The following is a 25,804-nucleotide window of genomic DNA, read 5'->3' on the forward strand; positions in this document are numbered from 1 at the left end:
CCGGTCGGGCGGTCGTACGCTCGTCGCCATGGCGCGACCGTTCCGGCAGCAGGCCGACGACGGCATTCTCGACCGGGCCGCCGGGCTCTTCGCCCGCCGCGGCTTCGCGAAGACGTCGCTCCAGGACATCGCCGCCGCCGTCGGCCTCTCCAAGGCGGGGCTGCTGCACCACTTCCCCAGCAAGGAAGCGCTGTACGACGCGGTGCTGGCCCAGGCCGGCGCCCTCGGCGAGCGGGTGCTGGGCCAGGTGAGCGACCTGCCCGTCGGGGCGGAGCGCGACCGGCGCGCCATCGAGATCCTGGTCGACATCGCGTTCGACCACCCCGGGGTGGTCGCCCTGCTCCTCACGCCCCTGACCCAGGACAGCTCCGGCCGCGGTGAGGCCGAGATGGACGCCGCCGGAGCCGCGGCGCTCCAGGCGCTCGGCGTCTCCGCCGAGGCCCCGGTCTCCGAGCGGGCCATCCGCGCCATCGGCGCCCTCTCCGCGCTCGCCGTGCTGACCCTGGCGGCGCACGGCCAGGAGGAGCCGGCGACCTGGCGGGCCGCCATCGTCGCCACCTGCTTCGACGCGCTCGGCCACCCCCGGCCCGGCGCTGCCCTTCCCGTTCCGCACCAGGTGGAGGCCTGATCCCGCATGGCTGTGCTGTTGTCCCGGCTCGGCGCCTTCTCGCACCGGCACCGGCTGTCCGTGGTCGCCGTCTGGCTGGTCCTCCTCGTCGGCGGGAGCGTGGGTGCGCTCACCTTCGCGGGCGAGACGTCGAGCAGCTTCGCCATCCCGGGGCAGGAGTCGACCATCGCCCTGGACCGGATCGGCGCGGAGTTCGGCCCCGGCGGTGACGGCGCCACCGCGCGGGTCGTGGTGCAGGCGCCCGACGGCCAGACCCTGACCACGCCGGAGAACGTCGTCGCGCTGGGTGAGCTGGTGGCCGGGCTCGGTCAGCTGCCGGGCGTCACCTCCGCCACGAACCCGCTCGACCCGGCCGCGCCGTCGGTGAACGCGCAGCAGACCACCGCCTACAGCACGGTCACCTACGACGCCGCACCCGGCGAGGTGACCCCGGCGCAGCAGGAGGCGCTGCTCGACGCGGTCGCGGACGCCCGCGCCGGCGGGTTCACCGTCGAGGCCGCCGGTGAGGCGATCCAGGAGGCCCCGCACGTCGGTGGCCCCAGCGAGGCGATCGGCGTCGTCGTCGCCCTCCTCGTCCTCGCCGTCACCTACGGCGCGCTGGCGGTCGCGGGCCTCAACCTGCTCACCGCCCTGGTGGGCGTGGGCATCGGCGTCCTGGGCGTCACCGTCGCCACCGGGTTCATCGAGCTCTCGTCGACCACCCCCACCCTGGCCGCGATGCTCGGCCTGGCGGTCGGCATCGACTACGCGCTGTTCATCATCACCCGGTACCGGCAGGAGGTGCGCTCCGGCTCCGACGTCGGCACGGCCATCGCCACCGCCGCGGGCACCGCGGGCTCCGCGGTCGTCACCGCCGGCCTGACCGTCGTCATCGCGCTGGCCGGCCTGTTCGTCGTCGGCATCCCGTTCCTGACCCAGATGGGGGTGGCCGCCGCGCTGACCATCGTGGTCGCCGTCCTCGTGGCTCTCACGCTGGTGCCCGCCGTGCTGGGCTTCCTCGGCTACCGGGCACTGCCCCGCAAGCACCGCGCCGCAGCGCGGGAGGCGACCGCGGGCAGCGCCGCGCCGGCCGGCGGACGCGGCTTCCTCGCCGGCTGGGCCACCACGGTCACCCGCCGCCGGGTGCCCTCCCTGCTGCTGGCCGTCGTCGCCCTGGGGACGATCGCGCTCCCGTTCCTCGCCATGCAGACGACGCTCGTGCAGACCCCGCCCGAGAACTCCACCCAGGCCCGGGCGCAGGAGCTGCTGGCCGACGGCTTCGGCGCCGGCTTCAACGGCCCGATCACCATCCTGCTGGAGGGCGAGGGCGCGTCCGGCGCCGCCGGACGGGCCGCCGCACCGATCGGCCGGCTGGATGACGTCGCGCTCGTCACGGCCCCGGTGCCCAACGCCGACGACACGGCGGCGCTGCTCACCGTCATCCCCAGGTCCGGCCCGACCGACCCCGCCACCGAGCAGCTCGTCGCCGACCTGCGCGACCGGCTCGCCGGCGTGGAGGGGGTCGACGCCTACGTCACCGGCCAGACCGCGGTGAGCGTGGACGTCGCCCAGAGCCTGGACGAGGCACTGCCGGTCTACCTGGCGCTCGTGGTGGGCCTGGCGCTGGTGCTGCTGGTCCTGGTATTCCGCTCGCTGCTGGTCCCGCTGGTCGGCGTGCTCGGTTTCCTGCTGACCATCGGCGCCTCGCTCGGCGCCACCGTGGCGGTGTTCCAGTGGGGCTGGCTGGCCGACGTGGTCAACCTCGACACCACCGGGCCGCTGATCAGCCTCACTCCCATCCTGGTGATCGGCATCCTCTTCGGCCTGGCGATGGACTACCAGATCTTCCTGGTGTCCCGGATGCACGAGGCGCACAGCCACGGCACCCGCCCGCTGGACGCGATCCGCACCGGCTTCGGGCAGGCGGCCCCGGTGGTCGTCGCCGCCGCGCTGATCATGTTCTCGGTGTTCGCCGGGTTCGTGCCCGCCGGCGAGGCGACGATCAAGTCGATCGCCTTCGCCCTCGCGGCCGGGATCCTGTTCGACGCCTTCGCGGTCCGGATGGTGCTGGTGCCGGCCGCGCTGGCGTTGCTCGGCGAGCGGGCCTGGTGGCTGCCGGGCTGGCTGCGGTGGCTGCCCGTCCTCGACGTCGAGGGCGCCGCGCTCGAGAAGGCCGCCACCCCTGCCGGGGACCGGGAGCCGGTCGGCGCCAGCCGCCGCTGAGCGCCGCCCCCGTCCCACCCCGCACGGCCCGTCCCCCGGGAAGCGGGCCGTGCGCCGTCCGGGGTGGCAGCTCAGCCCGCGTCGCTCCCGTCGGCTCCGGGAGCGGACGCATCGCGATCCCGCGGGAACCAGAGGACCCGCTGCGGGAAGGGGATCTCGATGCCGGCCGCGTCGAGCGCCTTCTTCAGGGAGACGGCGACCTCGTTGCGCACCCGCCAGCGGCTGGCGATGTCGGCCGGGTGCCAGTAGCGCACCGCCACGTTGATGGAGGACTCGCCGAACTCCTCCACCCACACCTCCGGTGGCGGGCTCGGCTGGACGCCGTCGGCACGGGCGCACGCCTCCGCGAGCACCTGCCGGGCCCGATCCAGGTCGGCGTCGTAGGGCAGCCCGACGGTGAGCGACGTCCGGCTGGTCGGCGTCCGCGTGTAGTTGATGATCGGGTTCTTCAGCACCTCGGCGTTGGGCAGGTACACGGTCAGCCCGTCGTAGGTGCTGAGCTGCGTGGTCCGCAGGTTCACGTCCTCGACCACCCCCTCGTGGTCCCCGCTGCCGATCTGCTCCCCCACGCGGAAGGGGTGCCGGACCTGGAGGAGCACCCCGGCGACGAAGTTCTGCAGGATGTCCTGGGCGGCGAAGGCGATCGCGATGCCGCCCACCCCGAGGGCCCCGACGAGCGGCCCGATGCGCACCCCGAGCAGGTCCAGGGCGTAGACCCCGGCCACGGCCGCGACGACCACGCTCACGAAGCGCCCGACGACCCGGCCGATGTGGCGGCTGCCCTCGCGGTCGATCGCCCGGACCATCACGCGGCGGACCACGACCGCCAGCACCAGGCCGAGGAGGAAGACCACCAGCGCCTGCACGGCCTCCTGCCAGGTGATCGGATCGGTGACCACCGGGTCCTCGACCGCGAGGAGAACGGTTCTGGGCAGGGCTCCGGGCACCTCCGGAGGCTAGGCAGTGGCGGGCGTTCGCGCAGACCGGCACCCGGCGGCCGGCCCCGCGGGCATGGATCGGCGCCCGTCGGTGTTGGCTGGATGACGGTCCGTCCCGGAGGGACGCCGACCACCTCAGCCGTTCCCCACCGAAGGACGTCGTTTGCCCCAGCACGACCCCCAGCCCGCCGCCACCTCGCGACGCCGGGAGCGCTCTGCCACCCGCCGATCGGCGGGGCGGCAGACCGACCGCGCCGCCGCCCTCGAGGAGCGGCTCGCCCAGCAGAGTTGGGTCGAGGGCGCCGAGCCGGAGCTCCCCGCCCGCCCCACCCGGCCGGAGAACGTGGTGTTCCACCTCGGCCCGACCAACTCCGGCAAGACCTACGACTCGCTGCAGGCGCTGGCCGCCACGGGGTCGGGCGTCTACGCCGCACCGCTGCGCCAGCTCGCCCACGAGGCGTACGCCAAGCTGTCCGCCCAGCTCCCCGAGGGCACGGTCGGCCTGTCCACCGGCGAGGAGGAGATCGATCCGTTCGCGCCCATCGTCTGCTGCACGGTCGAGAAGGCGCCCGACCGCGGCCAGATGCTGGTGCTCGACGAGGCGCACTGGGTCACCGACCCCGATCGCGGCCACCACTGGGCCCGCCTCCTGCTGACCGGCGAGTACCGGGAGATGCACCTCATCTCCGCCGCCGAGGCCTACCTCGTGCTCAAGCCGCTGGTCTCCGACGCCGAGCACGTCGAGGTCGTCAACCACAAGCGGTTGTCCCGGCTCGACGTCCTGCGCGGCCCGGTGCGCCCCGAGGGCGTCCGGCCCCAGACGCTCGTCGTCGCCTTCTCGCGCAAGGCGGTCTACGCCGTCGCCGCCGAGCTCGACCAGCACCGGCCCGGCAAGGTCGGCGTCCTCTACGGCGCCCTCCCGCCGGCCACCCGCCGTGAGGTCATCGAGCGGTTCACCAGCGGCGAGCTCGACGTGCTGGTCACCACCGACGTCATCGGCCACGGCATCAACGTGCCGGCCACGACCGTGCTCTTCGCCGAGACCACGAAGTTCGACGGCCAGGAGATGCGACCGCTGCGCACCTGGGAGGCCGCCCAGATCGCCGGGCGGGCCGGGCGCTACGGCCTGACCGGGCACGGCGGTGTCGGCATCCTCATCGGGGTCAGCGGGCTCAAGCCCGTGGCGTCGCTGGTCGGCGCCGGTGCGGCCGTCGCCCGCGGCGACGAGATGAGCGACCTGCCCAAGCGCGCCCCCCGGCTGCGGCCGGAGCTCGAGGACCTCGGCGCCTTCGAGGCGGTGGACCTGCCCGAGGCGCTGACCCGCTGGATGGCGTGGGCCCGCGCCGCGACCCGCGACGAGGCGATGACCGCCGACGACGTCACCAGCCTCGTGCTGCGGGTGCACGCCCTGTTGCCGCTGCTCCGCGGCCCGCTCGGGGCGGCCGGCGACCTGGCCACCGTCTGGCGGCTGGTCAACCTGGCCATCGACTACAACCCGCCGCGGCGCACGCGCTGGCTGGTGCTCGCGAAGGCCGCGCTGCAGCACGCCGTCGGCCTGCCCGTCCCGCCGGAGACCGTGCTGCCGGACGTTCCCCGGGGCGGCACCGTCGAGGACTACGAGCAGGCCGCCGCGGCGGCTCGCGACGCCCAGACCCTGCTCCGCCAGTTCCCCGGCGTCGCCGGACTGGACAGCGAGGACGCCGCGTGGGTCGAGGAGGAGTGCGCCGAGATGATCACCGAGCTCCTCCCCGACGCCATCGCGCTGGGCCGCTCGGGGAAGTGCGCCGAGTGCGGCAACGCGATCGCGCCCTGGTTCACCACCTGCCGGCCGTGCAGCGCGCCGGCCGGCCGGCGGGAAGGCGATCGCGACCGCCGTCCCGGTGGTCGTCGGCGGGCGGCGGGCCGGGCGGCCGGTCGCGCGCTGGGCGGCCGCCAGGGTGGTCCCCGGGGACGGACCCGCCGCGGCTGAGCCGGCTCACCGCCGACCACGGACGGCGGTCGCAAGGGGCAGATTTCACCAAGAGCGGCGCCGGTTTCGTCCAGTTCTTGCCAGTGCCGACCCGCCGCCCGGTCCGTAGCGTCACTGACAGCAGCCGGGCCGTACCGGTCCGTCACCCGTCGTGTCCCACGACCCCGAGGAGCTTCCCATGCCTTCCCTCTTCCGCCCCTCCCTGACCCTCGTGCACGACGGCGAGGCCCGCCTCGACGGCGCCGTTCCTGCGCCCCACACCGCGCCGGTGTGGGAGGCCGCGCCCGAGTGGGACGACGCGCCGCAGTGGGGTGCCGGCTCCCCGTGGCAGCAGACCCCTGCGTGGACCGGTGACCAGGCGGGCGAGGACGCGTGGCGGCAGGACGCGCTGTGCGCCGAGACCGACCCGGAGGCGTTCTTCCCCGACAAGGGCGGGTCGACCCGGGAGGCCAAGCGGGTGTGCACCGGCTGCCCGGTGCGCGCCGAGTGCCTGGAGTTCGCACTGGCCAACGACGAGCGGTTCGGGATCTGGGGCGGGCTCTCCGAGCGGGAGCGCCGCCGGGTGCGGCTGCAGCGCCGCAGCTCGATCAGCGCCTGACCCCGCGGTCCGCCGGTCAGCCGAGGGTCGGCGCAAGGCGCTTCCGGCACCGCCACGGCCGACTCCGGGCAGTCGGCGGTGGCCAGCCGGGCACCGTCCTCGCGACCGGCGAGCACCTCCCCGTCGCCGGGCACCGTGCCGTAGCCGCCCTCGTCCTGACCGAAGAGGTCGGGGCTGAGCTCGTAGCAGCGGCCGTGCCCCTGGCAGCGATCCGCGTCGATCTGCGCTCTCATGGGTCGGTTCCCAGCTGTTCTCCGGTGTGGACAGGGGCGAGGTCGGCCATCTGCGGCCGGCCGTGGGCCCGGGGGGCGCCGACCAGCAGCTCGGCCTTCGACGGGGAGCACGCGTAGCGGGCGCAGTTGCTCACCCCCGCCGCGTCGCGCTGTCGGGGACCCGGGCGCCGTCGTGGCCGCGCCCGGCGCAGACGTCGGCAGCAGCCGTTCCCGGGTTCCTACGGCGCGCCCCGTGCACCAGTCGAGGGGTGATTCCATTCACCCGGCAAGTGCTCCGGACGGGACGAGGTGGACGACCGACATGCCGCTCGACGACGAACGGCCGGCACCCGCACGGCAGCCCACCGGCGCGGGCTCCGGTGGGCTGGCAGAGCTGCTCCAGCTGGAGGCGGCCCCGCCGGGGCGCTTTCGCGCCGGGCCCCGCAGCGCCGTCCCGGGGCCGGCCTTCGGGGGCGCGGTGGCGGCACAGGCACTGCTCGCCGCCGGGCGCACGGTGCCGCCCGAGCGGGCGGTGCACTCGATCCACGGCCACTTCCTGCGCCCGGGCGACGTCACCGCACCCACGGATTTCTCCGTCATCCCGGTCCGCGACGGCGGCAGCTACTCCACCCGCTCCGTCGTCGCCGAGCAGCACGGTGCGGCGGTCTTCGCGCTGACCGCCTCCTTCCACGTGACCGAGGAGGGGTGGGCGCACCAGCTGCCCCAGCTCGACGCACCGGCACCCGAGGAGCTGCCGACGCTGGAGGAGGTGGCGGACGCGAGCGAGGGACCGGCTCGGGAGTGGCTCCGCTGGCTCGCCCAGCGGCACCCCTTCGACATCCGCTTCGCCGGCGACTCGCCCCGGCTGGCCGCGGCGCGCGGTGAGCGCAGGCCTCCTCTCCAGCAGTTCTGGCTGCGCAGCCGCACCCCCGTCCCGGACGAGCCGCTGGCGCACGGCTGCGGGATCACCTACGCGTCGGACATGCTCCTGCTCGGCACCGCCCTCACGCCGCACGGCACCATGATCGGGGAGCCCGGCGTCGCCGCGGCGAGCCTGGACCACGCGGTGTGGTTCCACGAGCCGGCCCGGATCGACCAGTGGCTGCTGTTCGACCAGGAGAGCAGCTGGGCCGGCGCGGGCGGACGCTCTGCCGCGGCCGGCTGTTCGACCACGCGGGCCGGCTGGTCGCGACCGTCGCCCAGGAGGGCATGCTCCGCCGCCGCTTCCGCTGACCGCCGGCGTCGGTCCCGCCGCCGCGGCCGGGGACGATCGCGGAAATCGACGTACCCTCGATGCGGTGAGCGTCGCACCGTCTCCGACAATCGTCCTCGGCGACCACTTCGCCCGTGAGCTCGGGGAGATGGCCCTCCCCTGGCAGGCGGAGGAGGCGCCGGATCCTCGCCTGCTGGTGCTCAACGAGCCCCTCGCCACCGAGCTCGGTCTCGACCCGGCGGCCCTGCGCACCCCCGACGGCCTCCGGCTGCTGGTGGGCACCCTCGTGCCCGAGGGGGCCACCCCGGTGGCACAGGCCTACTCCGGGCACCAGTTCGGCAGCTTCAACCCGCGCCTCGGCGACGGGCGGGCGCTGCTGCTCGGTGAGCTGCCCGGAGCCGAGGGCGCCCTGCACGACCTGCACCTGAAGGGCTCCGGCCGGACCCCGTTCGCCCGGGGCGGCGACGGCCTGGCCGCCGTCGGCCCGATGCTCCGCGAGTACGTGATCAGCGAGGCGATGCACGCCCTGGGCATCCCGACGACCCGCTCGCTGGCCGTGGTCGCCACCGGGCGCGCCGTGCGCCGGGAGACCCTGCTGCCCGGCGCCGTCCTCGCCCGGGTCGCGAGCAGCCACCTGCGCGTCGGCAGCTTCCAGTACGCCCGGGCCACCGGCGACGTCGACCTGCTGCGCCGGCTCGCCGACCACGCGATCGATCGCCACCACCCCGGCGCGGCCGGCGCGGAGAACCGGTACCTGGCCCTGTACGACGCCGTCGTGGCGGCGCAGGCGTCGCTGGTGGCGCAGTGGATGCTCGTCGGCTTCGTCCACGGGGTCATGAACACGGACAACACGACGATCTCCGGCGAGACCATCGACTACGGCCCGTGCGCCTTCCTCGACGCCTACGACCCGGCCACCGTGTACAGCTCCATCGACGCCGGCGGGCGCTACGCCTACGGCAACCAGCCGGTCGTGGCCGAGTGGAACCTCGCGCGGCTCGCCGAGGCGCTTCTTCCGCTGTTCGACGACGACCAGGAGCAGGCCGTCGCCGTGGCCGTGGAGTCCCTCCGCGGTTTCGCACCGCGGTACGAGGCGGCCTGGACCGCCGGCGTCCGGGCCAAGCTCGGGCTGCCGGAGGGGCTCGACGACGCGGTGGTCCGTGCCCTGGCCGAGGACCTCTTCGTCCTGCTGCGGCAGGACCACGTCGACCTCACATCGGTCTTCCGGGCCCTGGGCGGCGCCGCGCGCGGGGACGTGGAGCCCGTGCGGCTGCTCTTCCTGGATCTCGCCGGGATCGACGGCTGGCTGGAGCGCTGGCGGGCCCTGGCTCCCGACGCCGCCGGGATGGACCGGGCCAACCCGGTCTACATCCCGCGCAACCACCTGGTCGAGGAAGCCCTCGACGCCGCGACCGAGGGCGACCTCGCCCCGCTCGGGCAGCTCCTCGAGGCCGTGACCGCGCCCTTCGACGCGCGGCCGGGTCTGGAGCGGTACGCCTCGCCCGCCCCGCAGGACTTCGGCGCCTACCGGACCTTCTGCGGCACCTGAGTCGCGTCGGCGCCGGCCGGCCGCCGGTTGGCGCCCGGCCCCGCGGGTAGTCCGGCCCCGTGCCCCGCGAGATGGACCCCAAGGACCCCGACACCCTCTACGCCGAGGGGCCGGTGGCGCCCGAGCCCCCGGACGACGACGTCCCCGACACCTCTCCCCTGGTCGACTCCGGCGGCACCGGGCCGGGGCCCGACGACCTCGACCGGCTGCTCTGAGGCTTCCGGCCGCCTCCCCGGAACCGGGGCCACATCCGTCTGAGAGGCTTGCGGAACCCGGTCCGCGTGGCGACGCGCCGTGCCGGCCACGTGCCCACCGAGCAGGAGGACCTGTGCGCGCCGCCCAGATCAGCTCCCACGACGGCCCCCGCGCGGTGCGGGTCGTCGACATCCCCGAGCCCGAGGCCGACGGAAAGGTCCTCGTCGACGTGCACGTCGCCGGGGTGACCTTCCCCGAGGTGCTCCTCAGCCGCGGCGAGTACCAGCTCAAGCCGGAGCTGCCGTTCGTCCCGGGCAGCGAAGTCGCCGGCACGGTGCGCAGCGCCCCCGAGGGCAGCGGGCTGCAGCCCGGTCAGCGGGTGGCCGCGTTCCCCGGATTCGGCGGCTTCGCCGAGGCGGTCGCCGTGCCCCCGTCGCTGGTCTTCCCGCTCCCCGACCGCACCAGCTTCGAGCAGGGCGCCGCCCTACCGATGAACTACCTGACGATGCACTTCGCGCTGCACCGCCGGGGTCGGCTGGCGGCCGGCGAGACCGTGCTGGTGCACGGCGCGGCCGGCGGCCTCGGGACGGCGGCCGTCCAGCTCGCCCGTGCCGCGGACGCCCGCGTGCTCGCCGTGGTCTCGACCGAGGCCAAGGGCGAGGTCGCCCGGGCCGCCGGCGCCGACGAGGTCGTCCTCGCCGAGGGGTTCCGCGACCGCGTCAAGGAACTCACCGGCGGGCGGGGCGTGGACGTCGTCGTCGACCCGGTCGGCGGCGACCGGTTCACCGACTCGCTGCGCAGCCTGGGCCGGGAGGGCCGGCTCCTCGTCCTGGGCTTCACCGGCGGCGACATCCCCACGGTGAAGGTGAACCGGCTGCTGCTGAGCAACGTGTCGGTGGTCGGCGTCGGCTGGGGCGCGTTCTGGTCGGGTGGCGAGCCGGGCTACCCGAAGGAGCAGTGGGTGGAGCTGGCTCCGCTCCTCGAGCAGGGCCGGTTGGACCCGCCCCTGGGCTCGGTCCACGAGTTGGCCGATGCAGCCGAGGCCGTCGCCGAGCTCGACGAGCGCCGCGCCACCGGGAAGGTGCTGCTCCGGGTCCGCGGCTGACCGACCCGGGGGGCAGGCCCCAGGTCAGACCCGGGGGTCGGCCGTGCCGTCCTCCGGGTCACCCGCGTCGCCGTCCTCGTCGCCCTCCGGGGTGGTCGGGGTCTCCGTCGTCCCGGTGGACGGGATCTCCGTCGTCCCGGTGGACGGGGTCTCCGGCTCGGCGACGGGGGTGGACGGCTCGGTCGGCTCCTCCCCCTCTCCGGTCGGAGTGGTCGGCGTGCCGGTCGCCTCGTCGGCCGGAGTGGTCGGCGTGCCGGTCCCCTCGTCGGCCGGAGTGGTCGGCGTGCCGGTCCCCTCGTCGGCCGGCGCGGTGGGCGTGCCGGTGCCCGGATCGGTGGGGTCGCCGGCCGGGCTGCTGGGCGCCGACGTCCCGGGCGCCGGCTCGTCGACGGCCGGCGGCTCCGTCGTCGTGGCCGCCGGCGCGGGCGCAGGGGCCGGCGCGGGCGCAGGGGCCGGCGCAGGCGCAGGGGCCGGCGCGGGCGCAGGGGCCGGCGCAGGCGCAGGGGCCGGCGCGGGCGCAGGGGCCGGCGCGGGCGCAGGGGCCGGCGCGGGCGCCGTGGCGCCGCCGCCGTCGGTCGACGACGACGTGTCCGGCGCGGCGGGTGGTGCCGCGACGCGGACGAGGACCTCGTCCCCGGGCTCGGGTCGCGCATCGGCGGCCTCGACTCCGGTCACTGTCCCCGCGACACCGCCCGGGGTCGGCTCCTCCTGCAGCCGCACGGTCAGGCCGAGCGCGCTGAGTTCGGCGACGACCTCCTCGACCGGCCGCCCGACGTAGTCCGCGGCCACCAGGTCCACCTCGGCGACCGACTGCGACTCGACGGCCCCGGCCGCACCGCCGGGATCGGAGGCCGACGCGGCGAGCAGGGCGGCCACGCCTCCGCCGAGCAGGAGGAAGACGATGACCGGGAGGAGGACCAGGAGGACCGGCCGGCGCCCCGCGGGTCGCTCTGCCGGCGTCTCCCGGCGGGCGCCGGCCTCCCCGACCGAACCGGTCCCCCGGTGCGCGCCCGTGCCGCCCCGGGAGCCGGTCGCGCGGGCGGCCGCCACGACGGCCACGGGCCGGGTGAGGGACGCGGTGTCCGGCGGGCCGTGCATCGTCTCCTCGACCGCGTGCAGGAAGGCGTTCCCGTCGGGCAGGCGGTCGTCGGGGTCCTTGACCAGCGCGGCGTCGATGAGGGCGCGGACGTCCCGCGGCAGCGCGGCGGGCAGGGGCTCGGGGTGCTCCTGCACCTGCTTGAGCGCGACGGTCACCGGGTTGTCGCCGTCGAAGGCGGCGTGCCCGGCGAGGGACTCGTAGCCGACCAGCCCCAGGGCGTAGACGTCGCTCGCCGGGCCGACGTGCTCGCCCCTGGCCTGCTCGGGGGACATGTACTGCGCCGTGCCGATCACCTGGCCGGTCTGCGTCAGCGGCACGCTGCCCGCCGACCAGGAGATGCCGAAGTCGGTGAGCTTCACGGTGCCGTCGTGGGTCAGCAGGATGTTGGCCGGCTTGACGTCGCGGTGCACCACACCGGCCCGGTGAGCGGCGGCGAGCCCGGCCGCGGCCTGCTGCAGGACCGAGAGGGCGGCGCCGGTGCCGAGCGACCCGTCCTCGGCCAGCAGCGCCGACAGCGGCGGCCCGTCGACCAACTCCATGACGAGGTAGGCGAGGTGCTCGCCGGTGCCCTCCGCCGTCGACTCGCCGTAGTCGAGGACGGCGGCGATGTTGGGGTGGCTGAGGCTGGCGGCGTTCCGGGCCTCCGTGCGGAACCGCGCCACGAACACCGGGTTGTCGGCGTACTCACTGCGCAGCACCTTGACGGCCACCCAACGGTCGAGCAGCACGTCGCGGGCCCGCCACACCTGGCCCATCCCGCCGACGGCGATCAGGTCGCGCAGCTCGTACCGGTCGCCGAGGATCTGCCGGCTGGTCTCGGCCGTGGCCACTCCCGATTCCCTCGTGCTGGTCCCCGCGAGGCCGTCCCCGCCCGTCGCCCGTGCCCCTGTGGGTGCCCGTCCCGGCCGTAGCCGAACCCCGTCGGCCCCGAGGAGGTCAGACTGGGGTGGTGCACCCGTTCCCCTCCCGTCCGTCCGCGCAGGTGCGCGGCGTGGTCCGGCTGCTCAACACGGCCGGCGGCCGGGTGTTGTGCCTGGCCGGGGAGGTCGACGACGCCGTCGTCGACGCCTTCCTGCAGCACTACGGCGGCGAGCCGGTGCGCGTCGATGCGGTCGACGCCGGCTCGGTGACCGGGCTCTCCGCCGCCGGCCGGCAGCTGCTGCTCGACCACCTCGACGCCGCCGCGCGGGCCGGTCGGCAGCTGCCGCTGCGCCGTTCCGCGGCGCTGACACGGGCCCTGGCCGGCACCGGGTCCGTACCCGCCGAACCGGACTGACCGACGGGCGAGCCGGTCGGCAGGCCCCGACGCATGAGCACGTCGACCGCCCACGGCTCCATCCGCTCGGAGAGAGATCAGCACGTCCCCGTGTGGGCCCCGGGTGCCGATCCCCCACTGGCCATGCGGGTGCTGCCGCTGTCGGTCGTCCGGAAGCTGACGCTACGTCCTCCGGGGGTCGAGCGGCCCGGGCCCTGCCGGGCCCGGGGCGTCGGCGATCAGCCCCGGTAGTTCACGTGCGGGTGATCCATGTGGTTGGCCGTGGGGCTGCCCCGGTTCGCCATGGGCTGCCAGGAGCCGTTCGCGGACGACAGCATGCGCTGCTGCCAGATGATGTAGTCCACCCCGAGCTCGGCCCAGTGCGCACGGTGGTACGCGACGATGGCGTCCCCGAGCGCCGCGTTGGACATGACCATGTAATCCAGCGCCAGCCCGGACGGGTGACCACCCGGATCGGCCGCGCTGGCGCGCGTGCCGCCGATCGTGATGCTCGCCGCACCCGGCACGTTGCTGACCACGGCGTCGGCCGCGGCCTGGGCCTGCGGCCTGACGGCTCCGGCGCTGTTGCTGATCCGCGCGACCGCCGACGCGGCCACCGAGGCGGCCGGCGAGCTGGACACCGGCGCCTGCCGGCTCCGGCTCGCGGCAGCCGGTGCCGCGGCAGCCGGTGCCGCGGCAGCCGGTGCCGCTGCCTCCGCGGCCGCGGCGGCCTTCGCCTCGGCCTCGGCCTTCGCCTTGGCCTCCGCCTCGGCCATGGCCTCGGCCTCGGCCTCGGCACGGGCTGCGGCCTCCGCCTCGGCCTTCTGCCGGTCGAGCTCCACCTGGTCGGCGGCGGCCTGGGCCTGCTGCGCCGCGACCTGCTCGGCGGCGCGGGTGCTGCGGCTGGCGGTGAGGTCCTGCAGCGGGGCCAGGTCCTCGGTCACGTCGATCGGGCCGGACTGGGCGGTGAGCCCGAGCTCCTGGGCGACGCTGACCGACTGCGGCGCATCGGCCTCGGCCTGCGCCGCCGGGTCCGCGCCGACGAGGACGTTGACGAGGAGCGCGCCGGCGGCGGCGGCACCCAGGTACAGGGCGGGACGGCGGACGTGCGCCGGCGGGCGGCGGCGGCCGGAGGTGGTGGTGCAAACATTCATGGGTACGGAAGCTCCGAGGGTGTTCGCGCGACCGGCCGGAGAGCGGGCCGCGGCGGGGTGCGGGCAGCAGGGCGCCGGCGTCAGGACGACTGCCTGGGCCACCGGGAGACGGCGGGGAGCCGGTCGAGCGGGAAGTGCTCGGTGGTGGGCGGCAGTCGGCGGGGCGCCGGGCGTGGCGCGGTCAGTTCCGCGGGCGCACCCGGATGCGGCGGTGCCGGGTGGTGCAGGGACGTGCGGCGGTGCAAGGGCGCGCCATGCGGCGGCTCTCCGTTTCTTCCGTTGCCGCCTACCGGGTTAGCTGACGGATTCGGGCGGGAAGTAGCCCTACCCGCGCCGCCGACGTGCTCGGCGCAGGATTCACCCCAGTGCTGCGGTGGGTCCCCGGCTCACCCGCAGCGCGATGGCAGTGGGTGACTCGGCGGCGCCGATCGGACTCCCCGGACGGGGACGTGTCGACCGATCGGACCTGGCCACGGTAACCGCCGTTATGCAGTTGTGACAATCGAGGGCCGGTTATTTCCACGGCGTGACGTGTGTCGCCTGCCCCTCACCGGCCCCCCGGCGGTGTAGGGCGGACCCCGGCTCAGCCGGCGTCGGCCCACGACCGGACGACGGCGACGTCGAGCGGGAAGTCCACCGGGAACGCGCCGAACAGCAGGCGTCCGGCGGTCGACGCGGCGGCCCGGACCGCCTCCACCACGTCGTCGGCCAGGTCTTCCGGAGCGTGCACGACGACCTCGTCGTGCAGGAAGAAGGCCAGGTGCGGCCGCTCGGCCGGCGACCCGGTCCCGCCCAGCCGCCACAACCGGTTGCGCAGGTCGGCCATCCAGCACAGCGCCCACTCCGCGCCGGTGCCCTGGACGACGAAGTTGCGGGTGAACCGGCCCCCACGCACGGCGGGCGCGGTCGCGGTCCTCCCGGGAGCCGGCCTGCTCCGCGGGCTCCCCGAGCTCGACCGCCCGCTGCGCCCACGCCCCGGTCGGCGACGGCGCCCCCCGGCCCAGCAGGGTGTGCACCACCTCGCCGCGCTCCCCCGCCCGGGCCGCCTCCTCGACCAGGCCGATGGCACGCGGGTAGCGGCGGGTGAGCCGTGGCATCATGCGGCCGCTCTCCCCGCGGGTCCCGCCGTACATGGCGCCGAGGATGCCCAGCTTGGCCTCCGCCCGGGACGCCACCGTCCCACCGGCGACCATGCCCTCGTAGAGGTCCGAGGCGCGCGCCGCCTCGGCCATCGCGGTGTCGGCGCTCATCCCCGCGAGCACCCGCGGTTCCAGCTGGGCCACGTCGGCGACGACGAACCGCCAGCCGTCGTCCGCGACCGCCGCGGGGCGGATGAGCGTGGGCACCGAGAGCGCGCCGCCGCCGGTGGAGGCCCACCGCCCCGTGACTACCCCGCCGGGGAGGAAGGAGGAGCGGAACCGCCCTTCCTGCACCCAGGTCTCCAGCCAGCTCCAGCCGTTGGCCGTGAGCAGCCGCATCAACTTCTTGTACTCGAGCAGCGCCGGGATCACGGGGTGGTCCAGCTGCTCGAGGGTCCACGAACGGGTGTCTGCCACCGGGAGACCGGCCTGCTGGAGCGCTCGCAGCAGCTCGGCCGGCGAGTCGGGGTTGAGCCCCGGGACGCCCAGCGCCGCACGGATCTCGCCGAGCAGCCGCTCGAGCACCGCCGGCCTCCCGCCGGCCACCGGGCGGGGGCCGAGCAGCGCGGTCAGCAGGCGCTCGTGCACGTCGGCCCGCCACGGCAGGCCGGTGTACGTCATCTCGGCGGCAACCAGAGCGCCGGCGGACTCCGCCGCGAGCAGCAGGGCGAGCCGGCCGCGCCGCGGCGAGGCGGCCAGGGCCGCCTGCTGGCGCCGGTGCTCGGCCGCCGGGTCGAGCAGGTCAGCCGGATCAGCGGGCGGGAAGAGCGCGGGGCCGGCCGCCGCGACCGGCTGCAGCGCGTCCCAGCCGGCGGTGTCCCCACCGACGAGGAGCGCCTGGTCGGCGAACGGCGACCGCCGCAGCAGGGCGTGGCTCAGCCGCAGGTCGGTGCAGCGCTCCACGCGCGCCCCGGCCGCCAGCAGGGCCGGGTACCAGCGGGTCGTGTCGTCCCAGACCCAGCGGACGGGCGCCGGTGCGGCCTCCCGCTCGGCGACGACGGCGGGCAGCTCCTCGACCGGGATGCGGGTGGCCGCCGCCGTCGACCCGTCGTCGCTGTGCTCCGTGACCTCCACCGCGGACTCGCGGCGCCGGAGCAGGACCCGCTGCACCCCCGCAGTGTCGCCGACGGCACCGAGGGATCCACGGGCCGGTCCCTAGCCGAGCAACCGGCGCAGACAGCGGGCCGGCGCGGTGAGCACCGTGCGGGCGACGTGCACCCCCAGCCGCAGCAGATCGGCGTAGTCCGGTGGCCGCACCGCCGCAGGGGCGGCCGGCCCGGTCGGTGCCGGCCGCGCGGTCGGCGGGCGGGACGGCGACGTGGCGGCCGGCGCGGCCGGGTCCGCGGGCACGCCCGGCGGCGGCGGGTCCGGGAGCAGCAGGTCGACCGCCGACCGGCGGCGCGGGCCGCGCAGGGAGGCGAACGACGGGATCGCCGGGGCGGCCGGGGACTCCTCCTCCGCCGCCGCGGGCTCCCGGTCGGCCGCGGGGTCGGCCGGCGGCCCGCCGGCCGCGGGCAGCCGCGCGGGCGGCTCGGGGACGACGGTGCGGATCGCGGCCACCATGCCGGGGCCCAGCCCGGCGACCGCGCTCAGCTCCCGCCGGGTGAGCGCGGCCAGCGCCCCGACGTCGGTGATCCCCGCGCGGGTCAGCGCGGTCACCGCCCGCGCGGGCAGGCCGAGGTCCCGGATCGTCCCTGCGGGCTGGTCGGGCGAGCTGATCGGCATGTCGGCCAACCCTAGCGACGCCGCTCCGGCGCCGCCGACGCGCCCGATCAGCGGGCGGCCACCTCGTAGGTGTGGCCGGCGGTGCGCAGCCGCTCCACGAGCACCTCGCCCATCGCCGTGGCCGGCGTCAGCGACCCGGCCCGGTCGGGCAGCCGGTCGCCGTCGAGGGCGAGCGCCAGGGCGCTCTCCCCGAGCATGACCGCCGTCGCCGCGTAACCCGGGTCACCCTTCCCCGCCGCGGTCGCCCGGTACCGGCGCCCGTCCTCGGTCTCCGCGTCGACCACCATCCGGAACCAGCCCCTCTGCCGGGCCGCCTCGCCCGGGCCGGTGCCGGGCGCCGGTAGCACCCGGTCCAGGAGCGCGCGGGTGGGCGGGAAGGCCATCGCGGAGACGGCGCCGACCAGGCCGGCGCTGATGCCGGCGGCGGTCACCGCGCCGACGGGGCCCCGACCGCAGCCCATCACCTCGCCGTAGCTCATCCCCCGCCCGTACGCCCAGCCCTGCAGCGCGTTGCTCCGCCGCACGATCCGGGTGTTGAACGGGGCCATGACGAAGGCGGCCGTCCAGCGCCCGTCGGCGGTCCGGGTCGGCAGGACGCCGTCGCGGGGCTGCCGCGTGTCGGGCTCGGCGGCCCGGTCCGGGCTGAGCGCGAAGGGGTCGCCGACGACGCGGCGCAGCGACGGGTCCTGCTGCAGGACCTCCACCTGCGCCCGCATCGAGTCGATCGTGCCGCCGCTGAACCCGCCCCGGGCCGTGGCGACCAGCTGGACGTCGCGGAGGCCGCCCGCACCGTCGGCCGCGGCCCGCCGGCCGAGCAGGAACACGCTGAGGTCGGAGGGGATGGAGTCGTAGCCGCAGGCGTGGACGAGGCGGGCGCCGGTCTCCTTGGCGACGGCGTCGCAGCGCTCGATCGCGTCGCGGACGAACAGGACCTCACCGGTCAGGTCGGCGTAGTGCGTGCCGGCCCGGGCGCACGCCTCGACCACCGGCAGGCCGTACCGGGCGTAGGGGCCGACCGTGGTGACCAGCACGCGGGCGCTCCCGGCGAGGGCGGCCAGCGAAGCGGCGTCGGTGGAGTCGGCCTTCTCCAGCGCCCAGTCGCGGCCGGCGGCCGGCAGCCCGGCGCGGACCTCCTCGAGCCGCTGCCGCGACCGCCCGGCCAGCGCGATGCGGGCTCCCTCCGGGGCGTGCTCGGCGAGGTAGGCCGCGAGCAGCCGCCCGACGAAACCGGTGGCCCCGTAGACGACCAGGTCGTAGGTCCGTCCGTCAGCTGCCATGCGGCCATCCTCGCCTGCCCGGCCGGCCCCGGCAGCCGGCGGCCCCACCTCACGGGCAGGTCACGGAACGGCACACGGATCACTCCGGTGCGCAGGAGGCACGGGCCTTGCTGCCGCCCTGCCGATGGAGGTCGCATGGCAGTGCGGCTCGCAACGGTGCGGACCGCGACCGGTCAGCAGGTCGCGGCCCAGACGTCGTCGTCCCCCTGGTGGCGATCGGCGGTGGTGTACCAGGTCTACCTGCGCTCGTTCGCCGACGGCAACGGCGACGGCATCGGCGACCTCGCCGGGCTGCGCTCGCGCCTGCCCTACCTGTCCTGGCTGGGTGTCGACGCGGTGTGGATCAACCCGCACTACCCCTCCGGTGGCGCCGACGGTGGCTACGACATCGTCGACTACCGCGCCGTCGACCCCGAGTACGGCGACGTGGCCGACCTGGAGGCGCTCATCGCCGAGGCCCGCGCCCTCGGCCTGCGAGTCGTCCTCGACGTCGTCCCCAACCACACCTCCGACCGGCACCCCTGGTTCCAGGCCGCGCTGGCCGACCCGGACTCCCCCGAGGCCTCCCGCTACCACTTCGCACCCCCGTCGGAGGAGCCGCCGAACAACTGGCGCTCGCTCTTCGGCGGGCCGGCCTGGTCGCGCACCCCCGACGGCCGCTGGTACCTGCACCTGTTCGCCCCCGAGCAGCCCGACCTCAACTGGCGCGACCCGGCCGTCGCCGCCGACTTCGAGCGGACCCTGCGCTTCTGGCTCGACCGTGGCGTCAGCGGGTTCCGGGTCGACGTCGCCTACGGGCTGTTCAAGGACGCCGGCCTGCGGAACAACCCGGGCGTCTACTCCCCCACGCTGTTCGGCCACGGCCCCGAGCAGGCGATGACCTGGAACCAGCCCGAGGTGCACGACGTCTGGCGCCGGTGGCGGTCGGTCTGCGACGAGTACCCGGGCACGATGCTGGTCGGGGAGGTCTGCCTGGCCGACCCGCGGGAGGTCGCGCTCTACTCCCGCCCGGACGAGATGCACCAGTCGTTCTCCTTCCGGCTGCTCAAGTCGCCCTGGTCGGTGGAGTCCTTCGCCGACGGCGTGCGCAGCGCCCTGGACGCCTTCGGCGAGGTCGGCGCACCGGTGTCCTGGGTGCTCGGCAACCACGACAAGGACCGGCAGGTGACCCGGTTCGGCGGCGGCGCCGTGGGCACCGCCCGGGCCCGGGCCGCCGCGCTGCTGATGCTGGCGCTGCCCGGCTCGGCCTACGTCTACGCCGGTGACGAGCTGGGCCTCCCGCAGGCCGACGTGCCCGACGAGGCCAAGCGCGACCCGATCTTCTTCCGCAGCGGAGGGGCCCGCTCGGGCCGCGACGGGTGCCGCGTGCCGATGCCCTGGAACCCGTCCCCCGGAGTCGGCTTCTCCACCCGCCCGGCCGAGCCCTGGCTGCCGATCCCCGACGACTGGGAGCGCTACGCGGTGTCCCGCCAGTCACGGGACGGCGGCTCGATGCTGACCCTCTATCGCCGGGCGCTCGCACTGCGTCAGGCGCACCCGGCCCTCGGCTCCGGCGAGGCCACGGTGAGCACACGCGGCGACGTCCTCACCGTGCGCTGCACCGCCGCGGACGGCGCCGTCGTGCGGTGCGTGGTCAACATGGGCTCGGCGACGGCGCTGGTGCGCTCCCGCGGCCCGGTGCTGCTGGCCTCGAACACCAGCGTGCGCCGGTCCCCGGCCAGCGTGGCGCTGCCTCCGCACACCGCGATCTGGCTCGCCGAGGGCTGACGGCGACGGCCGCCCCGGCCTGGCAGGCGGGGCGGCCCTCCGTCGTCGTGCGCGGCGACGGCCTCAGACGGGCTCGACCCCGAACACCCGGGCCAGGCGCTCGATCTTCCGGGCGCGCCCGAGCCGGGGCAGGTCGCTGCCGTCGCGGATGACCTGGCCGCGCGCGTCGAAGTCGGCGAGGAAGTCCCGCGCCCACGCGACGTCAGACGGCGTGGGGCTGATGACCTCGTTGATGACCGGGAGCTGGTCCATGTCCAGGCACAGCTTGCCGGTGAGGCCCAGCGAGACGGTGACGGCGGTCTGCTCGCGCAGCACCGGGTGGCTGCTGCTCACCGTCGGTCCGTCGATCGGCCCGGGGAGCCCGCCGATGCGGCTGGCCACCACCAGCCGCGAGCGCGGGTAGGCCATCGCCAGGTCGTCGGCGCTCGTGCCGGTGTCGCGCCGGTAGTCGCCGCTGCCGAACGCCAGCCGGAAGGCGCCGCGGGCGCGGGCGATGTTCACCGCCTCCTCGATGCCGAGGGCCGACTCGACCAGCGCCAGGACCGGCGTGGCGCCACCGAGGCGGTCGAACGTCTCGGTCACGTGCTCGGCGGCCTCGGCCTTGGCCAGCATCACCCCGAGCAGCCCCGGCAGGCCGGCCAGCCCCGCGACGTCGTCGGCCCAGAAGGGCGTCGAGTGGTCGTTGATCCGCACCCAGGCGCTGCGGTCGCCCCGGGAGAGCCACTGGACCACGCCCTCGCGGGCCTCCGCCTTGTGCGCGGGGTCGACGGCGTCCTCGATGTCGAGTACCACCGAATCCGCCCGCGATTCGTGCGCCACGTCGAACAGCTCCGTGCGCGCGCCGTTCACCAGCAGCCAGGAGCGTGCGTCCTCCGGCCCGACGTTCCGTTTTCTCGCCACGTCCACATCCTCGTACGGATCAACCGGCGGCACCGCTCCGGGTCCCCGCCGGGCCGGTTCCGGCCCCTCGCCTCCGCGTCAGCCGGCCGCGACCCGCGGGAGGACCTCGGTGCCCAGCAGCTCGATCCCGCGCAGCAGGTCCTCGTGCGCCAGCCGCGGGTTGGTCATCTGCAGCGCCACCCGGTCCACGCCCCCGAGCTGGTCGGAGACGCGGCGCAGCTTGGCCGCGACCGTCTCGGGATCGCCCATGAAGAAGGCGCCGTCCGGCCCGCTGGTCGCGTCGAACTGGGCCCTGGTGGGCGCGGCGAACCCGCGCTCGCGGGAGACCTTGGTGAACATCTCGTGCCACCCGGGGTAGATCGTGTCCGCGGCCGCCTGCGTGCTGTCGGCGACGAAGCCGAAGACGTGCAGGCCGACCTGGAGCTTCTCCGGCGCGTGCCCGGCGTGCGCACCGGCCCGCCGGTAGAGGTCGACGAGCGGGGCGAACTGGCGGGGTTCGCCGCCGATGATCGCCACCATCAGCGGGAGGCCCAGCAGCCCGGCGCGGACGAAGGACTCCGGCGTCCCGCCCACGCCGACCCAGATCGGCAGCGGGTCCTGGAGCGGTCGCGGGTAGACCCCCTGACCGGTCAGCGGCGGCCGGTGCTTCCCGGACCAGGTGACGTGCTCGCTCTCCCGGATCTGCAGGAGCAGGTCGAGCTTCTCGGCGAACAGCTCGTCGTAGTCGGCCAGGCTCAGGCCGAAGAGCGGGAACGCCTCGGTGAAGGAGCCGCGGCCCACCACCAGGTCGATGCGGCCCCCGCTGATCAGGTCCAGGGTGGCGAACTGCTGGAACACGCGCACCGGGTCCGCGGCGCTGAGCACCGCCACCGCGCTGCCCAGCCGGATGCGGGACGTCCTCGCCGCCGCGGCGGCGAGGATCACCGGCGGCGCGGAGTCGTAGTACTCGGGCCGGTGGTGCTCCCCGATGCCGAAGGAGTAGAGCCCGACCCGGTCGGCGAGCTCGATCTCCTCGAGCAGGTGCGCCATCCGTTCCTCCGGGCCGATGACTCGCTCGGTGCGGGGATCGGTGACGGCGGAGACGAAGCTGTCGACGCCGAGGTGCATGGCCGTCCTCCGGGGGTGCGCGGACGGGCGCCGGCCGGCCGGCCGGCCCCGCGGGGATCCGGCCGTCAGTCAAGCACCGAGGGGCTGCCGGGGCAGGGCAGGGCACGTCCGGCCCGGACCCGCCGAGGACCTCGACCGGCTGGCCTGGTCGCCCCGGCTCCCGATGCGCCCGACCGCAGCGCGGCGGCCACCTCGCCGGAGGTGGCCGCCACGTCGCGTGCCGGCTCAACCCGCCGGCGGCACGACCCGGTCCAGCCAGGCGAGCAGGTCGCGGACCACCTCGGCGCGGTTGGTCTCGTTGAACACCTCGTGCCGGGCGCCGGGGTACGCCTGCAGCGTCACGTCCTCCACCCCGGCCTCCCGCAGCCGCTCGACCAGGACCCGGACCAGCGTCAGCTGCCCGTTGAGCGGATCCGCGTCGCCGACCGCGACGTACACCGGCAGACCCGGCCGGATGCGGCGCACGCGGTCGGCGTCGGCCAGCTGCCGCCCCGAGAGGAACATCTGCCGGCTGTCCGCGGTGGCCAGGCCGAACCCGCACCGCGGGTCGGCGACGTAGGCGTCGACCTGCGCCTCGTCGCGGGAGAGCCAGTCGTAGTCGGTGCGGGCCGGCGCGAACGGCGCGTTGAACGCCGAGAGGTCGGTCGGCCCGTCGAGGTCGACGGCGGGCTCGAGCAGGTCCAGCACCGTCGTCCCGGTGAGCACCAGGCCGGCCAGCTCCGCGGAGTGGTCGAGGACGTGCTGCTGGGCGGCGAAGGACCCCATGCTGTGCCCGAGCAGGACCAGCGGGGCGTCGGGCAGCCCGGCGCGCACGTGGGCGCTCAGCCGGCCGACGTCGCGCACCAGCTCGTCCCAGCCACCGGGTCCGAGGTCGCCCCAGCGGCCGTCCTCCGCGGTGGCGCCGTGCCCGCGGTGGTCCTGGCCCACGACCACCCAGCCGGCGCCGGTCAGCGCGGCGGCCAGGGGCTCGTAGCGGAGCAGGTGCTCACCCATCCCGTGGGTCAGCTGGACGATGCCGCGCACCGGGCCGGCGGGATCCCAGCGGTAGGCGGTGACGCGGACGTCGGAGGCGGAGTCGATCGAGAAGGTCTGATCGGGCATGCCGGGAGGCTACGGGCGACCCCCGGCCGGGAGGACCCGGGAAGGAGGCAGCGGCGCCGCCTCCGCAGAACGGGATGCGGCGCCGCTGGGCGACGGGACCAGGAACTCAGTCGGCCGGGGCCTGCTCCGTCTCCTCGGTCGACTCGGTGCCGTCGGTCGAGTGCGTGCCGTCGGTCGAGCTGCCGGGGTCGGCGGCGTTCCCCCGGGGGCCCTTGCCCCCACCGCGGCCGGGGAACGTGCGCCCGATCCGCTCGGCCATCCGCTCCTCGACGTCGGCCAGCCGCTCGTCGGCCTGCCCCTGGGTGATCCGGCCCTGCTCGACGGCCTCGGCGATCCGCTCCTCCTCCGCCTGCACCAGAGCGTCGAGCAGGGTGTCGGTGGCCACCCCCTGCGCCTCGGCGACGTCGGCGAGCGTGGTGCCCTCGGGCTGCAGCGCCGTGTGGAGCTCCTCCTCGCTCAGCCCGAGCGCCCCGGCCGCGGCCGACAGGTCCAGCCGGCCAGCTCCGTGGTGCCCACCGCGGCCGCCCGGCCCGCTCTCCGCCAGCGTGTCGGCGACCTCGTCGGCCTGTTCCTGGCTGATCGAGCCGTCGGAGACCAGGCCGGACAGGGCATCGCGGATGCGGTCGGCGGCGGTGGACGCCGCCTCGGCGGTCGTGCCCGGCGCGGCGAGGGCCGGTACGGCCACGGCCAGCCCGGTCAGGCTGAGCGCACCGGCGGTGGCGCCGATGATGATCTTCTTGCGCACGGAACTCCTCCTCCTCGGCCGGCACCTCCGACCGCTGCCGCCACCCTCCGGGCCGCTGCTGTGGCGTACCTGTGATTCCGCCGTGAACCGGCCGTGGGCCACCCACGGGCGGGGCGTCCTCCAGCTCCGGCTGGCCGCCGGCCCCGTCGCGGTGACCGCCCAGCCGACCGCCTCGCCCGCTCCGGGGCGCCGCGGACGGCGCCGTCGGGGAGGATCGGCCGACGACGCGGCCGCGCCACCCGGGTGCCGGCGCGCACGACCTGACGGAGGGCCCGCGCCATGGCCGGGGACGGCCGCATCCAGCACCCGGACCTGGCGCGCCGGGTCGTGCCCACGGTGTCGCCGCGGCCGCCCTCATCGGCCCCGGCGACACCGTGGGCATGAGCGGGTTCACCGGCGCCGGCTACCCCAAGCCGGTCCCCGAGGCGGTCCCCGAGGCGCTCGCCCGCCGGATCAGCTCCGCACACGCGGCCGGGGAGGCCTTCCGCGTCAACGTCTGGACCGGCGCCTCGACGGCCCCGGAGCTCGACGGCGTCCTCGCCGCGGCCGACGGCGTCGACCTGCGGCTGCCCTACCAGTCCGACCCGGTCACCCGCGCCAAGATGAACGCCGGGGAGACGGACTACCTCGACGTCCACCTGTCGCACGTCGCCCAGCTGGCCTGGGAAGAGGTTCCTCGGGCCGCTGGACGTCGCCGTCGTCGTGGTCAGCGGCATCACCGCCGACGGCGACCTCGTGCCGTCGTCCTCGATCGGCAACAACAAGACCTGGCTCGACCGCGCCGAGCGGGTGGTCCTCGAGGTGAACTCCTGGCAGAGCGCCGACCTCGAGGGCATGCACGACATCTACTACGGCACCGCCCTCCCCCCGAACCGGCTGCCGATCCCGCTCACCGGGCCGGCCGACCGGATCGGCGTGCCGCATCTGCGGTGCGCGCCGGAGAGGATCGTCGCGATCGTCGAGACGCACGCACCGGCCCCGAACAGCCCGCTGGCCGCCCCCGACCAGACGTCGCGGCGGATCGCCGGGCACCTGGTGGAGTTCCTCGAGCACGAGGGGGCCCGGGGGCGCCTGCCCGACGGACTGCTTCCCCTCCAGTCCGGGGTGGGCAACGTGGCCAACGCCGTACTGGCCGGCCTGGAGTCCTCCCGCTTCCAGGGGCTGTCGGCGTACATCGAGGTGATCCAGGACGGCATGCTCGAGCTGCTGGACTCGGGCACGCTCTCATCGGTCTCCGCGACCGCCTTCTCCCTGGGCCCGGAGGTCGCGGCGGCGTTCAACGACTCGGCCGCCGCCTACCGTGACCGGATCGTGCTGCGGCCGCAGGAGATGAGCAACCACCCGGAGATCGTCCGGCGCCTCGGGGTGCTGGCGATGAACGGGATGATCGAGGCCGACATCTACGGCAACGTCGACTCCACGCACCTCATGGGCAGCCGGATCCAGAACGGCATCGGGGCTCCGGCGACTTCGCGCGCAACGGCTACCTGTCGTTCTTCCTGAGCCCGTCGACCGCCAAGGGCGGCGCGATCTCGAGCATCCTGCCGATGGTCTCCCACGTCGACCACACCGAGCACGACGTGCAGGTGCTCGTCACCGAGCAGGGGCTGGCCGACCTCCGGGGGCTCTCGCCGCGGCGGCGGGCGCACGCGGTCATCGCGCACTGCGCGCACCCCGACTACCGCCCGCTGCTGGAGGACTACCTCGAGCGGGCCGAGCGCGGGGCGTACGGCCGGCACACCCCGCACCTGCCTCCCGAGGCGCTGTCCTGGCACACGCGGTACCTGGAGACGGGTTCGATGCTGCCCCGCTGAACGCCGCCGGCAGGCTCGGGTGTCCACCGCCTCGTGGGTGTTCACCCCGGGGACCCGGCGCACCGAGCCCCAGCCGGACCGGCATCCCCGGCGGCCGCCTACCCTCGGCCCG

The 25,804-nt window shown here is 75.8% G+C and carries 21 protein-coding genes, 2 pseudogenes and 1 riboswitch; of the genes and pseudogenes, 12 read left to right on the forward strand and 11 right to left on the reverse strand.

The window, feature by feature from the left end:
- The first annotated feature begins 28 nt into the window (after positions 1 to 28).
- Positions 29 to 628: a TetR/AcrR family transcriptional regulator gene (locus ACI791_RS07620; RefSeq protein ID WP_347056980.1), complete on the forward strand. Its 600-nt coding sequence runs from the start codon at positions 29 to 31 to the stop codon at positions 626 to 628.
- 6 nt (positions 629 to 634) lie between these two features.
- Positions 635 to 2,830, forward strand: a complete 2,196-nt coding sequence (locus ACI791_RS07625; protein WP_456585501.1) for an MMPL family transporter — start codon at positions 635 to 637, stop codon at positions 2,828 to 2,830.
- A 71-nt stretch (positions 2,831 to 2,901) separates the two neighbouring features.
- Here the strand turns inward: ACI791_RS07625 and ACI791_RS07630 are convergent, their stop codons facing one another.
- Positions 2,902 to 3,777 carry a mechanosensitive ion channel family protein gene (locus tag ACI791_RS07630; protein ID WP_456585502.1) on the reverse strand — a complete coding sequence of 292 codons (876 nt, stop codon included), beginning with the start codon at positions 3,775 to 3,777 and terminating at the stop codon, positions 2,902 to 2,904.
- A gap of 154 nt (positions 3,778 to 3,931) precedes the next feature.
- On the opposite strand from ACI791_RS07630, the gene ACI791_RS07635 reads away from it, so the two are divergent.
- On the forward strand, positions 3,932 to 5,737 hold the full coding sequence (locus tag ACI791_RS07635) for a helicase-related protein (RefSeq protein WP_456585503.1): 1,806 nt from the start codon (positions 3,932 to 3,934) through the stop codon (positions 5,735 to 5,737).
- Positions 5,738 to 5,915: 178 nt separating this feature from the next.
- On the forward strand, positions 5,916 to 6,335 hold the full coding sequence (locus ACI791_RS07640) for a WhiB family transcriptional regulator (RefSeq protein WP_456585504.1): 420 nt from the start codon (positions 5,916 to 5,918) through the stop codon (positions 6,333 to 6,335).
- Between the two features lie 65 nt (positions 6,336 to 6,400).
- On the opposite strand, the pseudogene ACI791_RS07645 reads toward ACI791_RS07640, so the two are convergent.
- Positions 6,401 to 6,826, reverse strand: a pseudogene (locus ACI791_RS07645) (ferredoxin); the annotation flags it as partial.
- A 43-nt stretch (positions 6,827 to 6,869) separates the two neighbouring features.
- On the opposite strand from ACI791_RS07645, the gene ACI791_RS07650 reads away from it, so the two are divergent.
- The 4 genes from ACI791_RS07650 to ACI791_RS07665 all read left to right on the forward strand — a co-directional run bounded on the left by ACI791_RS07650 (position 6,870) and on the right by ACI791_RS07665 (position 10,609).
- A complete protein-coding gene (locus tag ACI791_RS07650) occupies positions 6,870 to 7,898 on the forward strand; it encodes an acyl-CoA thioesterase (protein ID WP_456585505.1) in 1,029 nt (342 codons plus the stop codon).
- Positions 7,846 to 9,309 (forward strand): protein adenylyltransferase SelO, encoded by a 1,464-nt coding sequence (locus ACI791_RS07655; protein ID WP_456585506.1) that lies wholly within the window; start codon positions 7,846 to 7,848, stop codon positions 9,307 to 9,309. The genes ACI791_RS07650 and ACI791_RS07655 overlap by 53 nt, the downstream gene beginning before the upstream one ends.
- A 59-nt stretch (positions 9,310 to 9,368) precedes the next feature.
- Positions 9,369 to 9,524, forward strand: a complete 156-nt coding sequence (locus tag ACI791_RS07660; RefSeq protein ID WP_456585507.1) for a hypothetical protein — start codon at positions 9,369 to 9,371, stop codon at positions 9,522 to 9,524.
- 113 nt (positions 9,525 to 9,637) lie between these two features.
- Complete coding sequence (locus ACI791_RS07665; protein WP_456585508.1) at positions 9,638 to 10,609, forward strand: NADPH:quinone oxidoreductase family protein; 972 nt, start codon at positions 9,638 to 9,640, stop codon at positions 10,607 to 10,609.
- 24 nt (positions 10,610 to 10,633) lie between these two features.
- Here the strand turns inward: ACI791_RS07665 and ACI791_RS07670 are convergent, their stop codons facing one another.
- The gene (locus tag ACI791_RS07670) at positions 10,634 to 12,538 is read right to left on the reverse strand and encodes a protein kinase domain-containing protein (protein ID WP_456585509.1); all 1,905 of its coding nucleotides are present in this window, start codon (positions 12,536 to 12,538) and stop codon (positions 10,634 to 10,636) included.
- A 119-nt stretch (positions 12,539 to 12,657) separates the two neighbouring features.
- Between ACI791_RS07670 and ACI791_RS07675 the strand changes: the two genes are divergently transcribed.
- Positions 12,658 to 12,984 carry a hypothetical protein gene (locus tag ACI791_RS07675; RefSeq protein ID WP_456585510.1) on the forward strand — a complete coding sequence of 109 codons (327 nt, stop codon included), beginning with the start codon at positions 12,658 to 12,660 and terminating at the stop codon, positions 12,982 to 12,984.
- A 218-nt stretch (positions 12,985 to 13,202) separates the two neighbouring features.
- On the opposite strand, the gene ACI791_RS07680 is transcribed toward ACI791_RS07675, so the two are convergent.
- From ACI791_RS07680 to ACI791_RS07695, 4 genes are all read right to left on the reverse strand, one after another.
- Positions 13,203 to 14,117: a hypothetical protein gene (locus ACI791_RS07680; RefSeq protein WP_456585511.1), complete on the reverse strand. Its 915-nt coding sequence runs from the start codon at positions 14,115 to 14,117 to the stop codon at positions 13,203 to 13,205.
- 268 nt (positions 14,118 to 14,385) lie between these two features.
- A riboswitch (cyclic di-AMP (ydaO/yuaA leader) is annotated at positions 14,386 to 14,533 on the reverse strand.
- 69 nt (positions 14,534 to 14,602) lie between these two features.
- Entirely contained in the window at positions 14,603 to 16,366 is a 1,764-nt protein-coding gene (locus tag ACI791_RS07685) for a bifunctional 3'-5' exonuclease/DNA polymerase (RefSeq protein ID WP_456585512.1), read from the reverse strand.
- A 45-nt stretch (positions 16,367 to 16,411) separates the two neighbouring features.
- A complete protein-coding gene (locus ACI791_RS07690) occupies positions 16,412 to 16,981 on the reverse strand; it encodes a DNA-directed RNA polymerase subunit alpha C-terminal domain-containing protein (RefSeq protein ID WP_456585513.1) in 570 nt (189 codons plus the stop codon).
- 47 nt (positions 16,982 to 17,028) lie between these two features.
- On the reverse strand, positions 17,029 to 18,258 hold the full coding sequence (locus ACI791_RS07695; protein ID WP_456585514.1) for a saccharopine dehydrogenase family protein: 1,230 nt from the start codon (positions 18,256 to 18,258) through the stop codon (positions 17,029 to 17,031).
- Positions 18,259 to 18,393: 135 nt separating this feature from the next.
- Here ACI791_RS07695 and ACI791_RS07700 point away from each other — a divergent pair, with 135 nt between their 5' ends.
- Positions 18,394 to 20,025, forward strand: coding sequence for a glycoside hydrolase family 13 protein (locus ACI791_RS07700; RefSeq protein ID WP_456585515.1), 1,632 nt, complete (start codon positions 18,394 to 18,396; stop codon positions 20,023 to 20,025).
- A gap of 63 nt (positions 20,026 to 20,088) precedes the next feature.
- On the opposite strand, the gene ACI791_RS07705 is transcribed toward ACI791_RS07700, so the two are convergent.
- The 4 genes from ACI791_RS07705 to ACI791_RS07720 form a co-directional block, all read right to left on the reverse strand.
- Positions 20,089 to 20,925 (reverse strand): HpcH/HpaI aldolase/citrate lyase family protein, encoded by an 837-nt coding sequence (locus ACI791_RS07705; RefSeq protein WP_456585516.1) that lies wholly within the window; start codon positions 20,923 to 20,925, stop codon positions 20,089 to 20,091.
- 78 nt (positions 20,926 to 21,003) lie between these two features.
- Complete coding sequence (locus ACI791_RS07710) at positions 21,004 to 22,032, reverse strand: LLM class flavin-dependent oxidoreductase (RefSeq protein ID WP_456585517.1); 1,029 nt, start codon at positions 22,030 to 22,032, stop codon at positions 21,004 to 21,006.
- 225 nt (positions 22,033 to 22,257) lie between these two features.
- Entirely contained in the window at positions 22,258 to 23,133 is an 876-nt protein-coding gene (locus ACI791_RS07715; RefSeq protein WP_456585518.1) for an alpha/beta fold hydrolase, read from the reverse strand.
- Between the two features lie 106 nt (positions 23,134 to 23,239).
- Positions 23,240 to 23,878, reverse strand: coding sequence for a hypothetical protein (locus ACI791_RS07720; protein WP_456585519.1), 639 nt, complete (start codon positions 23,876 to 23,878; stop codon positions 23,240 to 23,242).
- Between the two features lie 356 nt (positions 23,879 to 24,234).
- Here ACI791_RS07720 and ACI791_RS07725 point away from each other — a divergent pair, with 356 nt between their 5' ends.
- Positions 24,235 to 25,182: a hypothetical protein gene (locus ACI791_RS07725; protein ID WP_456585669.1), complete on the forward strand. Its 948-nt coding sequence runs from the start codon at positions 24,235 to 24,237 to the stop codon at positions 25,180 to 25,182.
- A gap of 25 nt (positions 25,183 to 25,207) precedes the next feature.
- Positions 25,208 to 25,692 (forward strand): annotated as a pseudogene (locus tag ACI791_RS07730) (acetyl-CoA hydrolase/transferase C-terminal domain-containing protein).
- The last annotated feature ends 112 nt before the right edge of the window (positions 25,693 to 25,804 follow it).

This window comes from Blastococcus sp. SYSU DS0973 (genome assembly GCF_054051055.1).